The 14646-nt window shown below is 62.1% G+C and carries 11 protein-coding genes; 4 read left to right on the top strand and 7 right to left on the bottom strand.

The genetic code is table 11. The features are described 5' to 3' along the window. The first annotated feature begins 152 nt into the window (after positions 1-152). Entirely contained in the window at positions 153-458 is a 306-nt protein-coding gene (locus LOY31_RS06425; RefSeq protein WP_258712982.1) for a DUF2288 domain-containing protein, read from the top strand. A gap of 292 nt (positions 459-750) precedes the next feature. Here the strand turns inward: LOY31_RS06425 and LOY31_RS06430 are convergent, their stop codons facing one another. Then, entirely contained in the window at positions 751-2952 is a 2202-nt protein-coding gene (locus LOY31_RS06430) for a hypothetical protein (RefSeq protein WP_258712983.1), read from the bottom strand. A 197-nt stretch (positions 2953-3149) separates the two neighbouring features. Between LOY31_RS06430 and LOY31_RS06435 the strand changes: the two genes are divergently transcribed. Beyond that, entirely contained in the window at positions 3150-4046 is an 897-nt protein-coding gene (locus tag LOY31_RS06435; RefSeq protein WP_258712984.1) for an NAD(P)-dependent oxidoreductase, read from the top strand. Here the strand turns inward: LOY31_RS06435 and LOY31_RS06440 are convergent. Then, complete coding sequence (locus LOY31_RS06440; protein WP_258712985.1) at positions 3937-6219, bottom strand: bifunctional diguanylate cyclase/phosphodiesterase; 2283 nt, start codon at positions 6217-6219, stop codon at positions 3937-3939. The genes LOY31_RS06435 and LOY31_RS06440 overlap by 110 nt on opposite strands. Positions 6220-6382: 163 nt before the next feature. Beyond that, positions 6383-6736, bottom strand: a complete 354-nt coding sequence (locus LOY31_RS06445) for a YkgJ family cysteine cluster protein (protein ID WP_007959180.1) — start codon at positions 6734-6736, stop codon at positions 6383-6385. 302 nt (positions 6737-7038) lie between these two features. On the opposite strand from LOY31_RS06445, the gene LOY31_RS06450 reads away from it, so the two are divergent. Next, a complete protein-coding gene (locus LOY31_RS06450) occupies positions 7039-8388 on the top strand; it encodes an MFS transporter (RefSeq protein ID WP_258712986.1) in 1350 nt (449 codons plus the stop codon). Between the two features lie 181 nt (positions 8389-8569). Here the strand turns inward: LOY31_RS06450 and rapA are convergent, their stop codons facing one another. Further along, on the bottom strand, positions 8570-11416 hold the full coding sequence (gene rapA, locus LOY31_RS06455; RefSeq protein ID WP_258712987.1) for an RNA polymerase-associated protein RapA: 2847 nt from the start codon (positions 11414-11416) through the stop codon (positions 8570-8572). Between the two features lie 243 nt (positions 11417-11659). Between rapA and LOY31_RS06460 the strand changes: the two genes are divergently transcribed. Further along, positions 11660-12001, top strand: coding sequence for a hypothetical protein (locus LOY31_RS06460; protein WP_007959194.1), 342 nt, complete (start codon positions 11660-11662; stop codon positions 11999-12001). Here the strand turns inward: LOY31_RS06460 and LOY31_RS06465 are convergent. The 3 genes from LOY31_RS06465 to LOY31_RS06475 form a co-directional block, all read right to left on the bottom strand. Further along, on the bottom strand, positions 11971-13182 hold the full coding sequence (locus LOY31_RS06465) for an aminotransferase class V-fold PLP-dependent enzyme (protein WP_258712988.1): 1212 nt from the start codon (positions 13180-13182) through the stop codon (positions 11971-11973). The genes LOY31_RS06460 and LOY31_RS06465 overlap by 31 nt on opposite strands. Then, a complete protein-coding gene (locus tag LOY31_RS06470) occupies positions 13179-13649 on the bottom strand; it encodes a RidA family protein (RefSeq protein WP_074691428.1) in 471 nt (156 codons plus the stop codon). Before LOY31_RS06470 ends, LOY31_RS06465 begins: the two co-directional genes overlap by 4 nt. Positions 13650-13737: 88 nt before the next feature. Then, positions 13738-14604: a LysR substrate-binding domain-containing protein gene (locus LOY31_RS06475; protein ID WP_258712989.1), complete on the bottom strand. Its 867-nt coding sequence runs from the start codon at positions 14602-14604 to the stop codon at positions 13738-13740. Positions 14605-14646 lie beyond the last annotated feature (42 nt).

The raw sequence follows: 14646 nt of genomic DNA on the forward strand, positions 1-14646 counted from the left end.
ATTGCGGCGGGACGTTCAGAGGGCTTATACCCCAATCATCAGCATTCCTTGGCGTTCCTGCTCTTTTCGTTCGGTACGGCCTTTTGCAACCGGGTTTTTCTGCCGGACCACCGACGTTATCATTCGCGCCGATTTCTTTTCCGGACAGTCCCATGAATCAAGAACCTAGCACCCTCTATGCCAAGCTGCTTGGTGAAACCGCATCTATTACCTGGAAAGAGCTGGAGCGCTTCTACGCCCAGGGTGCCCTATTGTGGGTCGACGCCGGCCTGGATTTGATCGCGGTCGCCGAGGCCGTGGCGTCGGATCAGGGCGAGAAAGTCGCTGCCTGGCTGGCCGAAGAGAAGGTCGCCAAGCTGTCTGAAACGCGGGCGCTGGATATTTTTGAGCGTGATCCAGAGATGTGGGCGGTGGTGGTCCGGCCGTGGATCCTGGTCCAGGAAAGGGCAGCAGCCTGACGGGTTGCACCTTGTTGGTGCGAGTGCCGGCCGGCAAAAAGTGTGTAGCGGAGTAGCGTGATGGCCGATTGCCGTAGAGAAATGCCACAAGCGTGGGTGGCATAACGGTGACGTAAACGTAACGGGCACAGTTTAGTAAGCAGCCTAACGGCTGCTTAATTGTTTCGGGATGTTGGGAAGGCTGAATAAACCGGGAATTTGAGCGCCTTATCGCGAGCAGGCTCGCTCCCACAGGAAATGCATTCCATTGTGGGAGCGAGCCTGCTCGCGATGGGGGCGCCTCGGTCTGGTGTCAGACCGAGTAAGACTTGCCAGTATGGTTATTCAGCGAGATGACCTTGGTCTTGCCGATCCGGTGACGGTAGATCTCGCGCAGGTACTTGATCGACTTCTTCACGCAATCGCGCGACAGGCGAATGTCGTTGATCGAGACAAACTTATCTTTGTCGTTGATCAGCTCGCGGTACTTCTTCTCGTACATCGGCTTGATCGCGTACCAGTTGGTATCGAGGATCTTCGCCGGGTTCTCGAATTCGTTGAGCAGGTCGTCGATGCGGTCTTCGTCGAATTCTTCGTTGATGATGAAGTCGAGGATCGAGTTGTCCAGGGTCTCGTCGAAACGGTACGGGGTCTTGGCGAAGCAACGCTTGATGAACGCCACGATCAGCGTCAGGAAGTCGTCCGACAGGCACGGGCTCTTGGCGATCAGGGTGGTCAGCGACAGGTTGGCCGAGGCGCCGATCACCAGCGCATAGCGCTTGAGCGTGGTGTTGGGGAACAGGCTGTTGAGGTGGGTCTTCAACCGGTTCAGGTCCATGTACGACAGCTTGTAGTCTTTTGGCAGCGAAACGATCGAGACCACCGACGAGCAGTTCTTGAAGAAGTGCAGGTCATGCAGCGCGGCCGCGTCGTAGCCGGAGTTCTTGTACTGCTCCAGCGACGCGCGATAGCGCTTGGACTCGATCGGCAGCAGGCTGATGCCTTCGATGGCCTGGGTCACCTTGTTGAAGTGCGGCAGGTCGATCGAACGGAAGAACAGGTCGTCGATGTTCAGGCGCTGCGGCTCTTTGTCGAACACCTTGAACTTGTCGCTGCTCGGCGGCGGGGTTTCCGGCACCACGGATTCGGCGTAGGCAATCGCCACCGGGCCGGCCAGACTCATGAACAGGTCGTTGGCGTCCAGGCGAATGGTCTCGCCGATGTCGATGCCGGCGCGACGGAAATAGTTCTGGTCGTAGTCGGTCGTGACCGCCTGGGCCGTCAGAATGTTGAAGATCTGCTGCGAGATGTACTGGTTGGCGTGCTTTTCCATCGCATTGACATCAATGTTCTGGATGTTGCCGTCATCGCTCTCTTCGGCGTAACGCATGATGTCGTTGGAGATCAGCATCATCGCGTTCCATGGGCGGATACGGCCCATGACGCTGGCTTCGCTGCTGTCTTCGTTGGCGAAGTTGTACGAGAAATCCCATTCTTCCGAGAGGTATTTGCACAGCAGGCGACCGGCGTTGATGTGCAGCGCCTCGGACATTTCGCTGCGGTGGTCGGAAATGTTCGGCAGCACGCAGATGCCGCTGGTGAAGATCGGTTCGAACACGAACGAATGACCGCTCTTGCCGTCATGTTCGTCCATCGGCTTGGTGTCGAACGTCTTGTTCATGTACGAGTGCTGCTGGGCCAGACCGAATTCCGAAGCCATGCCCGAACCGGTACCGCCGCCGGCACTGAAGATCGAGAAATACAGCCGCGACTGGTTGGCCTTGATGCCGCAGCTGTCGATCAGGTACGAGTGGATCATTTTCCAGTCAGGGCTGGAGAAACGCTGGGTGTCCTTGTTGAGGATGATCTTCGCCAGGTACTGGCCGAGGATCGGCGCGTTACCGGCGCCACCGGCGTGGACTTCGGACAAGTCCATGATCTTCATCTTGCTGTAGTCGCGCAGGAAACCGCTTTTTTCGCCCTTGCGCGAGAAACGGATGCGTCCGGCGATGTCCTTGTCGAGGTCGCCGAGCATCACCAGCGGTTCCACCAGGAACACCGGTTTGCTGCCCTTGTTCGGTCCGATCCGCAGGTTGGTCTTGATCCACTGGGCCGGGCTGTAGCCCTTGTCGGCCAGGCGACGATCGCTCGATGGACGATCCTCGTTGTTGAATTCGTTGAGGTAGAACTTGCGCGCGTTGTACACCAATTCCGCCACGTCGAGGGCGATGTTGGAGCCACAGCGACCGAGGCCGATCAGGCACACCGACGGGAATTCCTGGTCGTTGTGCTGTTCGTTGTCGCCTTCCAGGTGCGGCGGGCGCGGGAACACCAGGTCACGCAGGCCATCGAGGTTGTCGAGGATGCGGTCGGTATTGGTTTCGGTGAAGTACAGGTATTGCTGGGTGCCCAGCGGGCGCGAGGGTGGCAATGGCTTCATCGGGGCAGGGCTGTTCGCCGCAGGGCTCAGAGTCAGATCGGATACCGCAGTGGCCGGATTGTTTTTAGAAGTCATTGTGCGCCATATACCTGGACTGGTTGGATCAACGACCGCTGTCGTCGAGCCTCACGGAATGGGAATCTCGCGTCTTTTTTCTGCGCGTGTTTTGCCCGTGCGTCAGGGACTTTGCCTGAGTGTCGCGCGGGGGAATCCTTTCCTGATCGATGATGAATCGGCCATTATTCGGCGATCTTTAATCAAAAGGAGGCTAAATGATGTCAACGCGACCTTCGTTGGGGTTTGCCGGAATCGGCCTGATGGGCCTGCCGATGTGCCGCCGCTTGCTGGCCGCCGGTTATCCGCTGACCGTGTGGAACCGCAACCCGGCCAAGTGCGCGCCGCTGGTCGAGGCCGGCGCCCGGCAGGTGGCGAGCCCCGCTGAACTCTGTGGACAGGCTGATGTGGTGATGCTGTGCCTGGCGGACACGGCGGTGGTGCGCGAGGTGGTGTTCGGCCCGGCCGGCGTGGCCGAAGGGGCGAAACCCGGTCAGTTGCTGGTGGATTTTTCCAGCCTCGAACCGACGGCTACCCGTGAGATGGCAGCCGAACTGGCCGGCAAGACAGGCATGGCCTGGCTGGATTCGCCGGTGTCCGGCGGGGTGGTCGGGGCCGAGGCCGGCAGCCTGGCGATCATGGTCGGCGGTGATGCAGCGGATCTTGATCGCGTGCGACCGGTATTGCTCGAACTCGGGCAGCGCGTCACACACATGGGCGGCGTCGGCGCCGGTCAGGTGACCAAGGCCTGCAATCAGATGATCGTCGCCTGCAATGCCTTGGTGATCGCCGAAGTGGTGGCGCTGGCCGAGCAGGCCGGGGTCGATGCCAGCCTGATCGCCGAGGCCTTGGCCGGTGGTTTCGCTGATTCCAAACCGTTGCAGATCCTCGCTCCGCAAATGGCCGAAAGCCGTTTCGAGCCGGTGAAGTGGCACGTGCGCACGCTGCTCAAGGATCTGGATACCGCGGTGAAGTTTTCCCGGGAAACCGGCTCGGCCACGCCGATCAGCGGATTGGCCGCACAACTGATGCGCCTGCATGGGGCACAAGGCTTTTTGCAGAAGGATCCAGCGACACTGGTGCAAATGTACCGCGCGCCAGACTCAGCGGATTGACCGTGTGCGCGTGTTTGCGCTGGTTGATTTCCTCCAGCACCGGGCGCAGTTCCGCCAGTGGCACCGGGCGGCTGAGCAGGTAACCCTGAATGAAGTCGCAGCCCGAGCGCTCCAGGAATTCGTATTGCTCCAGGCTTTCAACGCCTTCGGTAACCACCTGCAAGTGCAGGGTGTGCGCCATGACGATGATCGCCTGGACGATCTCCATGTCGGCGGTGGCCTTGGGAATATCGAGGATGAACGAGCGGTCGACTTTCAGGGTGTTGAGCGGCAGGCGCTTGAGATAGGCCAGCGACGAATAACCGGTGCCGAAGTCGTCGATCGACAGTGACACGCCGAGGGCGCGGATCTGTCGCAACAACACCAGGGTGTTGGCGATGTTGCCCATCAAGGCGTTTTCGGTGACTTCCAGTTCCAGCCGTTCCGGGGCGACCCCGGCGCTGCGCAGGGCATGCTCGATTTCATTGGCCAGTTCTTCCCGGGCCAGATTCAGCGGTGAGCAGTTCCAGGCAATCTTCAGTTCTTCACAGCCATGGCGCGACAGCTCGCCGAGGTCTTCACAGGCTTTGCGCAGGACCCAGTTGTCGAGTTCGGCAATCAGGCCGTTGTTTTCGGCGATGGCAATGAACCGGTCCGGGGTGAGCAGGCCGTGCACCGGGTGCTGCCAGCGGATCAGCGCTTCGAGCTTGGTGACCTTGCCGGTCTTGAGTTCGAAGATCGGCTGGTAATACAGCAGCAGACCGTTCTCCTGACGCAGGGCGTGGCGCAGTTCTTCCTCCAGTTGCAGTTCGAGGCTGGCGCGGTTCTTCAGGTTGGAATCGAAGAAGTGCACGCCGTTGCGTCCTGCACCCTTGGATTGGTACAGCGCCAGATCCGCGTGCTTGAGCAGTTCATCGCAAGTGGAGCCGTCCTCGGGAAACAGGCTGATGCCGATGCTGGTGGTCATCACCATGCGCCGTCCGGCCAGTTCGATCGGCTCCTTCATCTTGACCATGATGCGCTGGGCCAGGTTGCGCGCTTCTTCGCGGTCGCGCAGGCCGATGAGGATGCAGAACTCGTCGCCGCCGAACCGCGCGACCACGTCTTCATGGCTGCGCACCGAGCCTTTGATGTGCTGGGCGATGACCTTGAGCAGTTCGTCACCGGCGTCATGGCCGAGGCTGTCGTTGATGCGTTTGAAGTGGTCGATGTCGAGAAACATCACCGCCAGCATGCCGCCTTCGCTGGATTTCTGGCTGAGTTTTTCAGCGAAGATCTGATTGAAGCCGCGCCGGTTGATCAGGTTGGTCAGGGCGTCGTAGTTGGCCACGTGCTGCAGCGACATGCGCGCCTGATCGAGCTGGCTTAGCAGGGCGTTGACCCGACGCAGATCGTGCTCCTTGTTCTGCAGCTTCTTGTCGGCCAATGCGGCGCTGATGGCGCTGCCGAGAATCAGCAGCGTGATCAGCGCGACGGTGAGGCCCAACTGCAAGTGACCGGTTTGCGACGCCAATGTCGGCAATTGCCCCTCGGGCAGCACCAGTTGCAGCGCCGCCATGCCGGTGAAATGCATGCTGAGGATGCCGGCGCCGAGAATCAGCGCGGCCAGGTATTTGAGCAGCTGGATGTGCAGGCCGCTGCCTTCGCGCAAGTAACCGGCCACCCACAGCGCGGCGAAGCTGGCGCCGATGGCGATAACAATCGATGACACGAACAGGATGGGCTCGTAGTAAGCCGTGGCGGCGGATTCGATGGCGGCCATGCCGACGTAGTGCATGCCGGCGATGCCCAGGCCGATGACGATGGCGGTCTTGAGGTATTGCAGCAGACTCGGCTGCGGATGGCTGAGGGTGTGCATGGCCAGCCAGGACGCCAGTAACGCGATCACCAGGGAAAACAGGGTCACGGGCAGGTCGTACTGGATGTCGATCGGCGCCTGGAACGCCAGCATGCTGATGAAGTGCATGGCCCAGATACCGCCGGCCAGGCAGGTTGCGCCGATCCAGCGCCACAGTCGTTGCGAGCCGGGTTCTTCAGCGTGGACGACCCGTTCGGCCATGTCGAGGGTAGCGAAACTCGCGGCGCAGGCGACCAGATAAGCCACCAGCACCAACAGGGGATTGTGAGTGCAATTGAGGATGACCTGCCCGCTCTCCGGCTGCTCGGCAACAAACTGCAACCCAAGCCACTCCATAGCATGCCCCGTCTCTGAGTACGTCCTTACTGCGTCATCAACGCAGGCGAATGTTTGCAGTATAGAGGCGGTTTTTGGCGTGCAAGCGGTAGTGGCACATTGGCGCTAATGATTTTGGCATGAGCGTCATAGCGTTTGGCGCTAAGCGTTGAAACGCCTGAACTCAGGCGACTTCGTTCCAGTGCGGTTGCAGCGGCGGCAGGCCGAAACGTGCCCGCGCCTTGTCGCAGTCGGTGTTCTGTTCGCCGTTTTCCCACGACGCCTCGAACTCGCGGCAGGGGCTGGAACGCTTGTCGTAGATCGTGCAAGCCACCGACTTTCCGACTTCGCCCTCCAACGCAGTGCAGCGCGGCGCCTTGCGGTCGGTGCCGATCATCGCGACACGGCTGGGCGTGATCTGGGTGACCAGTTCATCGGGTACGGTCCCGCCGGAGGATGCGCATTCACCCCAGAAAAAAGAAACACGAAAATGGGAACAGCAGGCACCGCAATTCAGACACGGACTGACTTCGGACATGGGCGGGGGTATCAAAGGGATTGATCGGCAGGATCCGGACGGATCCGGCGGCCATTCTAGGCTTTGCCACGGCGTTGGGAAGGGGGGCGAGAAAGTATTTTTTCATTGCCGGATTTTTCCGCAAAACCCCGGTTTTAGGGGGATTCGAAGCATTTCAAGGGCTTACGTTTCGTTACACGGCCATGGCCCGTCATCAGGCTGACGAATGATCACAGACAGCCCCGACGAGCGTGACTAGATTGCAGGTTCCGGGCTCGGATGCGTTGGCAGTGAAGCCCTAATAACAATAAAGAGACGGACCCATGCAGAACTCGACCCAAGCGGCGAATGCCTGGCGCATTCTGTTCCTGCTGTTCCTCGCCAACCTGTTCAACTTCTTCGACCGCACCATTCCGGCGATCATCATCGAACCGATCCGCATGGAATGGCACCTCAGCGACTTTCAGTTGGGGATCGTCGGCACGGCGTTCACCCTGGTCTACGCGATTGCCGGCTTACCACTGGGGCGCATGGCCGACACTGGTTCGCGCAGCAAACTGATGGGCTGGGGCCTGGCGACCTGGAGCGCGCTGACGGCGGTCAACGGTCTGGTCGGCAGTTTCTGGAGTTTCCTGCTGGTGCGCATGGGCATCGGCATCGGTGAAGCCAGTTACGCGCCCGCCGCCAACTCGCTGATCGGCGACCTGTTCCCCGCTCACCGCCGGGCCCGGGCCATGGGCATTTTCATGCTCGGCCTGCCGCTGGGGCTGCTGCTGGCCTTCTTCACCATCGGCTGGATGGTCAAGGCGTTCGACAGCTGGCGCGCGCCGTTCTTCATCGCCGCCGTGCCGGGGCTGGTGCTGGCGGTGTTCATGTTCTTCATCAAGGAACCCAAGCGCGGCGCGGCGGAAACCGTGCAGGTGTCCCAGGAGAAAGTCGACAGGCCGATTCGCCGCGTCCTCGCCGTGCCGACCTTCCTGTGGCTGGTGATGGCCGGGCTGTGCTTCAACTTTGCGACCTATGCCTGCAACTCGTTCCTGGTGCCGATGCTGCAGCGTTATTTCCTGATGCCGTTGCAGGAAGCGGCGGTGGCGACCGGGGTGATCGTCGGTGTGACCGGGCTGATCGGTCTGACCCTCGGTGGCTGGATCGCCGACAAGATTCACCAGCGGGTGGCCAACGGGCGACTGCTGTTTGCCGCGTTCAGCCTGATCATCTCGACCCTGTGCACGGCGTGGGCGCTGCATGCCGGGCGCATCGAGATCGGGGTGTTTGTCGCAGTGTTCAGCGTTGGCTGGCTGTTCGCCTACAACTTCTACACCTGCGTGTACACGGCGATTCAGGACGTGGTCGAGCCGCGCCTGCGGGCCACGGCGATGGCGCTGTTCTTTGCCGGTTTGTATTTGCTCGGCGGCGGTCTGGGGCCGGTGGTAGTTGGTGGTTTGTCGGATCACTTCGCCAAGTCGGCGATGGTCTCGGCGGGCGCCGAGCAGATGACCGAAGCGTTCAAGGCCGTCGGGCTGCATGATGCGATGTACCTGATTCCGGTGGCGCTGTTCCTGACCATGGTGTTCCTGTTCCTCGCCTCGCGCTGTTTTGTGCGGGATGCGAAGCGGATGAAGGAAGGGCTGGTTGCGGTGGTTGAGCCAGAGGGCGCAGCGGTGACTGCGTAATCGCCTTCGCGAGCAAGCCCGCTCCCACATTCGACCGCATTTCCTCCTGAAGGAACCGGCTCAACTGTGGGAGCGGGCTTGCTCGCGAAGAGGCAATCAGCCGCGCAGCATTAATATCAGGCAAACAAAAAGGCCCGCATCGCTGCGGGCCTTTTCGTTTTTGGCGATGGAGCAGGGCGGTTTAGCCCGCCACCAGCACCCGGATCGCTTCCAGTCGCAGCGCGGCCTTGTCGAGCATCGCCAGACCCTGTTCACGCTGCTTGCGCAGGGCGTCCAGTTCGCTGTCGCGCACGGTCGGGTTGACCGCCTGCAACGCGGTCAGGCGTGCCAGTTCTTCGTCGGTGTCGGCTGCCAGACGGCGGCGGGCCTCGGCCACGCGCTCGGCGTGACGCGGGGTGATCTTGTCTTCACCGGCGTTGATCCGTGGCGTCAGCTGATCGCGCTGGGCCTGGATGAACTTGTTGGCGCTGGCGCGCGGCACGCTTTCCAGTTGATCGTTGAGGGTTTCGAACGCCACGCGCGACGACAGGTCGTTGCCGTTGGCATCGAGCAGGCAGCGCAGGGCGGCCGGCGGCAAGTAACGGCCCAGTTGCAGCGAGCGCGGGGCAACCACTTCGCTGACGTAGAGCAGTTCCAGTAAAACAGTGCCTGGCTTGAGCGCCTTGTTCTTGATCAGCGCGACGGCGGTGTTGCCCATCGAACCGGACAGCACCAGATCCATGCCGCCCTGCACCATCGGGTGTTCCCAAGTGATGAACTGCATGTCTTCGCGCGACAGCGCCTGGTTGCGGTCGTAGGTGATGGTCACGCCTTCGTCGTCGCCCAGCGGGAAGCTGGCGTCGAGCATCTTCTCGCTCGGCTTGAGGATCAGGGCGTTTTCCGAATGGTCTTCGCTGTCGATGCCGAACGCGTCGAACAGGGTTTCCATGTAGATCGGCAGGGCGAACTGATCGTCCTGTTCGAGGATGTCCTCGACCAGTGCTTCACCTTCGCCGGCGCCGCCGGAGTTGAGTTCCAGCAGACGGTCGCGACCGGTGTGCAGCTCGGCTTCCAGACGCTCGCGCTCGGTGCGCGCCTCGTCGATCAGCGCTTGCCACTCGCCGTCGTCGGCTTCTTCGAGCAGCGGCAGCAGGCGCGGGCCGAACTGATGCTGCAAGGCGTTGCCGGTCGGGCAGGTATTGAGGAACGCGTTCAGGGCTTCGTGATACCACTGGAACAGGCGCTCTTGCGGGCTGGTTTCCAGGTACGGCACGTGCAGTTCGATGATGTGCTTCTGGCCGATCCGGTCGAGACGACCGATCCGTTGTTCCAGCAGGTCCGGGTGCGACGGCAGATCGAACAGCACCAGGTGGTGGGCGAACTGGAAGTTGCGACCTTCACTGCCGATTTCCGAGCAGATCAGCACCTGCGCGCCGAACTCTTCGTCGGCGAAGTAGGCGGCGGCGCGGTCACGCTCGAGGATGTTCATGCCTTCGTGGAACACCGTGGCCGGGATGCCGGAGCGCACTCGCAGAGCGTCTTCCAGGTCCATCGCGGTTTCGGCATGGGCGCAGATCACCAGCACTTTGGTGCGCTTGAGCATTTTCAGCTGGTCGATCAGCCACTCGACGCGCGGGTCGAATTTCCACCAGCGTTCTTCTTCGCTGGCGTCCGGCTGGGCCTGGAAGCTGACTTCCGGGTACAGCTCGGCGTGTTCGCCCAGCGGCAGTTCGAGGTATTCGTCCGGGCACGGCAGCGGGTACGGGTGCAGTTTGCGCTCCGGGAAACCCTGCACGGCGGCGCGGGTGTTACGGAACAGCACGCGGCCGGTGCCGTGGCGGTCGAGCAGTTCACGCACGAGGCGGGCGCTGGCTTCGGTGTCGCCATCGTTGACGGCGGTGAGCAGGGCTTCACCTTCGTTGCCGAGGAAACCGTGGATGGTCTTGTGCGCGGCCGGCGACAGGCGACCCTTGTCCAGCAGCTCCTGAACGGCTTCGGCCACCGGGCGATAGTTTTCGCTCTCGGCGCGGAAGGCGGCCAGGTCATGGAAACGGTTCGGATCGAGCAGGCGCAGACGGGCGAAGTGGCTGTCCTGGCCGAGTTGTTCCGGGGTGGCAGTGAGCAGCAATACGCCGGGAATGACTTCGGCCAGTTGCTCAACCAGCGAGTATTCCGGGCTGACTTTCTCTTCGTGCCACACCAGGTGGTGGGCTTCGTCGACCACCATCAGGTCCCAGCCGGCAGCGAACAGGGCGTCTTGCGCCTTTTCGTCGTCGACCAGCCACTCCAGCGCCACCAGGGCCAGCTGAGTGTCTTCGAACGGGTTGGTGGCATCGCTTTCGATGAAGCGTTCTTCGTCGAACAGCGCGACCTGCAGGTTGAAACGGCGGCGCATTTCCACCAGCCACTGGTGCTGGAGGTTTTCCGGTACGAGGATCAGCACGCGGTTGGCGCGGCCCGACAGCAACTGGCGATGGATCACCAGGCCGGCTTCGATGGTCTTGCCCAGACCTACTTCGTCCGCCAGCAATACGCGCGGCGCGATGCGGTCGGCGACTTCACGGGCAATGTGCAACTGGTGGGCGATCGGTTGTGCGCGCACGCCACCCAGGCCCCAGAGCGAAGACTGCAACTGGCGGCTGGTGTGTTCCAGGGTGTGATAACGCAGGGAGAACCAGGCCAGCGGGTCGATCTGGCCGGCGAACAGACGGTCGCTGGCCAGACGGAACTGAATGAAGTTCGACAGCTGGGTTTCCGGCAGGGTGACCGCTTCGTTCTGCGCGTTGAGGCCGTGATAGACCATCAGGCCGTCGACGTCGTCGACTTGCTGGACAGTCATCTTCCAGCCTTCGAAGTGCGTGATCGAATCGCCGGGCGAGAACCGCACGCGGGTGAGGGGCGCATTCCGTAGCGCGTACTGGCGAGTCTCGCCAGTGGCCGGGTAAAGCACGGTCAACAAGCGGCCGTCCTGTGCCAGAACGGTGCCTAAACCAAGCTCTGCTTCGCTGTCACTGATCCAGCGTTGCCCCGGTTGATACTGCTGCGCCATGCTGCCTGACTCCCACCTTGAAAAAGCGGGCTATCTTAACGGAATGAGGGCCCGAGGCCAAAGGATAAGGAGCCTCGGCCCGGCTTTTAACCGCAATCGGCCAATTGCAGGGAAGATTAGGTCATGCATCGGTTTTACGGGATGTTGCGGCACCCTTGAGTGCCAAACCGGTCACAAGTTTGCGACCGATGGCTCAAGGCACCCCTGGCGCCGCCGATAACCTGCTGACAGGAGACCCTTCATATGCTGCCACCGATGCTCCCCCTGAGCGCCGTGCCGATCACCTCCCAGCAGGATCCGATCCGCCAGCGACCGGACATTCCCCCTGTGGTGCCGGTGCAGGAAAGCTCCAACGAAAGCACCATCGACCTGCAAAAGCGCGATCCGGAAGAGGACGGCTATCTGCTGCGCGAAGAGCAGCGCCGCCAGCAGGAACGCGATCGCCGTCGCCGCGAAGCCGACGACGACCCCGAAGCGCACCTCGCCGTGCCGGGCACCGAACTGAATGCCGACAACACCGTGCCGGTGGCTCCGTTGATGGAAGATCAGCCGCGTCAGGGGCTTTGGGTCGATATCGAAATCTGAGGCCGGGCGGCCAGCTCCGTCAGGTTTTCCAGCAGCACGTCGATCTCCTCTTGCGTGTTCAAATAGCTCACCGCCACCCGCGCAATATTCGTCAGCCCGCGCGCCTGCATGTCCAGCGGCGTGTAGGCCACGCCATTGGCGCCGATGTTGATTCCTCGTTCGGCCAACGTCTGCTTCAGCGCCACACTGTCCCAGCCTTCAAGCGTGAAGGCGATCAGCCCGGATTGTTGATTGGTCGCTCCGAGATCCCGTAGCGTGAGGCCAGGAATCGCCTTCAGGCGTTGGCGCAATCCGTTGCTCAGTTGTTCGATGCGCCGGCGGACGGGGATCGCGCCGAGGCGGTTGTACTCTTCCAGCGCATTGGCCAGCCCGGCCAGTAACGCCAGCGACACTTCACTGGTTTCAAAGCGTCGCGCGTCGTCGCGCAGGGTGAATCTTTTGCCGTCCCACGGCGCCGACAATACATCGCGTTGCACGGGGAGCAGCCGTTGCAGGAATTGCGGCCGAATGTACATCAGCGCCGTGCCGCGCGGCCCGCGCAGGAATTTGCGCCCGGCACCCTTGAGCACGTCGCACTGCAAGTCTTGAACATCGCAAGGCAACTGGCCCAGCGCCTGACCGGCGTCGATGAAATAAGGGATGCCGTGGCGCCGCGCCACACTGCCGATCTGCGCGGCGGGGTTGATCAGGCCGCCGTTGGCCGGCAGCCAGGTCAGGGCGATCAGGCGTACCTGGCTGTCGATCATCTGCGCCAAGGCTTGCGGGTCGACCGCGCCATGGGCGTCACAAGGAATCACTTCGAGCCGCGCGCCGGCCTTCACCGCTTCGGCGATGCACGCCAGATTGCCGGCCCATTCATGGCGCCCCACCAGAATCCGCTCGCCGGGCTGCCACGGCCCCAGCGCGTTGAACGCCTGGCTCCAGGCCGCCGAGCCGCTGCTGGCGAAGGCTATGTCCTCGGGCTGGGCGTTGAACAAGGTGGCGGCCGCGATGCGCGCGCGTTCCTGTACCCGGTTGTTCGCCACTTCCATCGGCCCGCCGAGCGCTTCGCGTTGCAACTGTTCGATCACCGCGTCGAGGGTCGCCTGACTCGGCAACGAGGCGCCGGCGTGGTTGAAGTGGACCACCTGAGCGCAGCCGGGCGTGGCGGCGCGCAGGCGCGAGAGGTCGTCGATGTTCACGGTTTGAGCTCGAAGATCGCGTCGATTTCCACCGCGACGCCGGCCGGCAGGCTCGCCACACCGACCGCGGTGCGCACGTGCCGGCCCTTGTCGCCGAGGGCGTTGACCAGCAGGTTCGAGGCGCCGTTGGCGACGACGCCCTGAGCCTTGAAGTCCGGTGTGGCGGCCACGAAAACCCCGAGGCGCAGGATGCGCACCAGTTTCGACAGGTCATCGCCCAGCGCATGGCTCAACTGGGCGAGCAGGCCCAAGGCAGCCAGTTCAGCGGCGTTGGCCCCTTCTTCGTCGGAGATCGCTTCGCCCAATCGCCCGATGAACGCAGGTTTTCCGTCGAGTAATGGAATCTGCCCGGAGATGAACAGCTGATTCTGGCTGACCACATGGTTGACGTAATTGGCGATCGGCTGGCTCGGTTCGGGCAGGCGCAAGCCGAGTTGTTGAACGCGTTGGCTGAGGGAATCGGTCATGGGAAGTCCTCCTGAGTGAGGGCTTCAGCATGTTGATGCGAGCGAAGGGCGACAAACGGATAGATTTAATCCGACGCATCCAAAAAACTCATGCGTTCGCGGTTTCCTCCAGCCACTCGCAGAAACTTTGCGCAGCCGGAGTTTGTGGGCGTTGCGGGGTGACCAGCCAATAACCGATCTCGCCGAGCATTGGCGGCGTGTCGAAGGCCGGCACCAGCGCGCCTTCCTTGATCCGCCGTTCGATCATTCGCTGGCGACCCATGGCAATGCTCTGACCGGCGACGGCTGCTTCGACGACGATGTTGTAGTCGTGGAGCATGACGCTGGGCACATGAGCCAGATCGATGCCGCTGTGTTGCTGCCAGTCGATCCATTCGAACGGCTGGTGCGACTTGGCCATCAGCAAGGGGCCGTTGTTCACGCCTTTGGCCTTGAAGGCCGGGCTGCAGACTGGCGTCAGGGTTTCGCCCATGAACCGGCGGGCCTGGACTTTCGGCCAGCCGCCCTTGCCGTAGCGGATCGCCAGATCCACCTCGCCGGCGTCGACATCGGCCAGTTGCACGGCGGGCAGCAGCTCGACATGGATGTTCGGGTATTTCGCGTTGAAATCCGCCAGACGCGGCGCCAGCCATAAAGTGGCGAAAGAGGCGAGCAGACCGATGCGCAGGGTGGTGGGGCGCTCGCCGCGCAGGTCGTGGGTGGCGGCGGCGATCGCGGCGAGGGCCGGCTCGATCTGCCGGTAGTATTGTTCGCCGGCGGGTGTCAGATCGATCGCCCGGGTGCGGCGCACGAACAGTCGCTGATCGAGGAATTCTTCGAGTTTGTGCACCTGATGGCTGATCGCGCTTTGGGTCACCGACAGCTCATCGGCAGCCTTGATGAAACTCAAATGGCGGGCCACGGCCTCAAAGGCGCGCAAGGCCATCAGCGGTGGCAGATCCTGATGCAGGGGCACGGCGCAGATCCTTCGGGTTCAGGGCGAGGCGCCGATTGTGCG

The sequence above is a fragment of the Pseudomonas sp. B21-021 genome (assembly GCF_024749205.1).
Lineage (GTDB): Bacteria > Pseudomonadota > Gammaproteobacteria > Pseudomonadales > Pseudomonadaceae > Aquipseudomonas > Aquipseudomonas paraglycinae.

Coding starts and splice junctions, on each gene's coding strand:
- LOY31_RS06430 (WP_258712983.1), bottom strand. CDS start 2,952: ATGACTTCTAAAAACAATCCGGCCACTGCGGTATCCGATCTGACTCTG.
- LOY31_RS06460 (WP_007959194.1), top strand. CDS start 11,660: ATGCTGCCACCGATGCTCCCCCTGAGCGCCGTGCCGATCACCTCCCAG.
- LOY31_RS06435 (WP_258712984.1), top strand. CDS start 3,150: ATGATGTCAACGCGACCTTCGTTGGGGTTTGCCGGAATCGGCCTGATG.
- LOY31_RS06470 (WP_074691428.1), bottom strand. CDS start 13,649: ATGACCGATTCCCTCAGCCAACGCGTTCAACAACTCGGCTTGCGCCTG.
- rapA (WP_258712987.1), bottom strand. CDS start 11,416: ATGGCGCAGCAGTATCAACCGGGGCAACGCTGGATCAGTGACAGCGAA.
- LOY31_RS06445 (WP_007959180.1), bottom strand. CDS start 6,736: ATGTCCGAAGTCAGTCCGTGTCTGAATTGCGGTGCCTGCTGTTCCCAT.
- LOY31_RS06440 (WP_258712985.1), bottom strand. CDS start 6,219: ATGGAGTGGCTTGGGTTGCAGTTTGTTGCCGAGCAGCCGGAGAGCGGG.
- LOY31_RS06450 (WP_258712986.1), top strand. CDS start 7,039: ATGCAGAACTCGACCCAAGCGGCGAATGCCTGGCGCATTCTGTTCCTG.
- LOY31_RS06425 (WP_258712982.1), top strand. CDS start 153: ATGAATCAAGAACCTAGCACCCTCTATGCCAAGCTGCTTGGTGAAACC.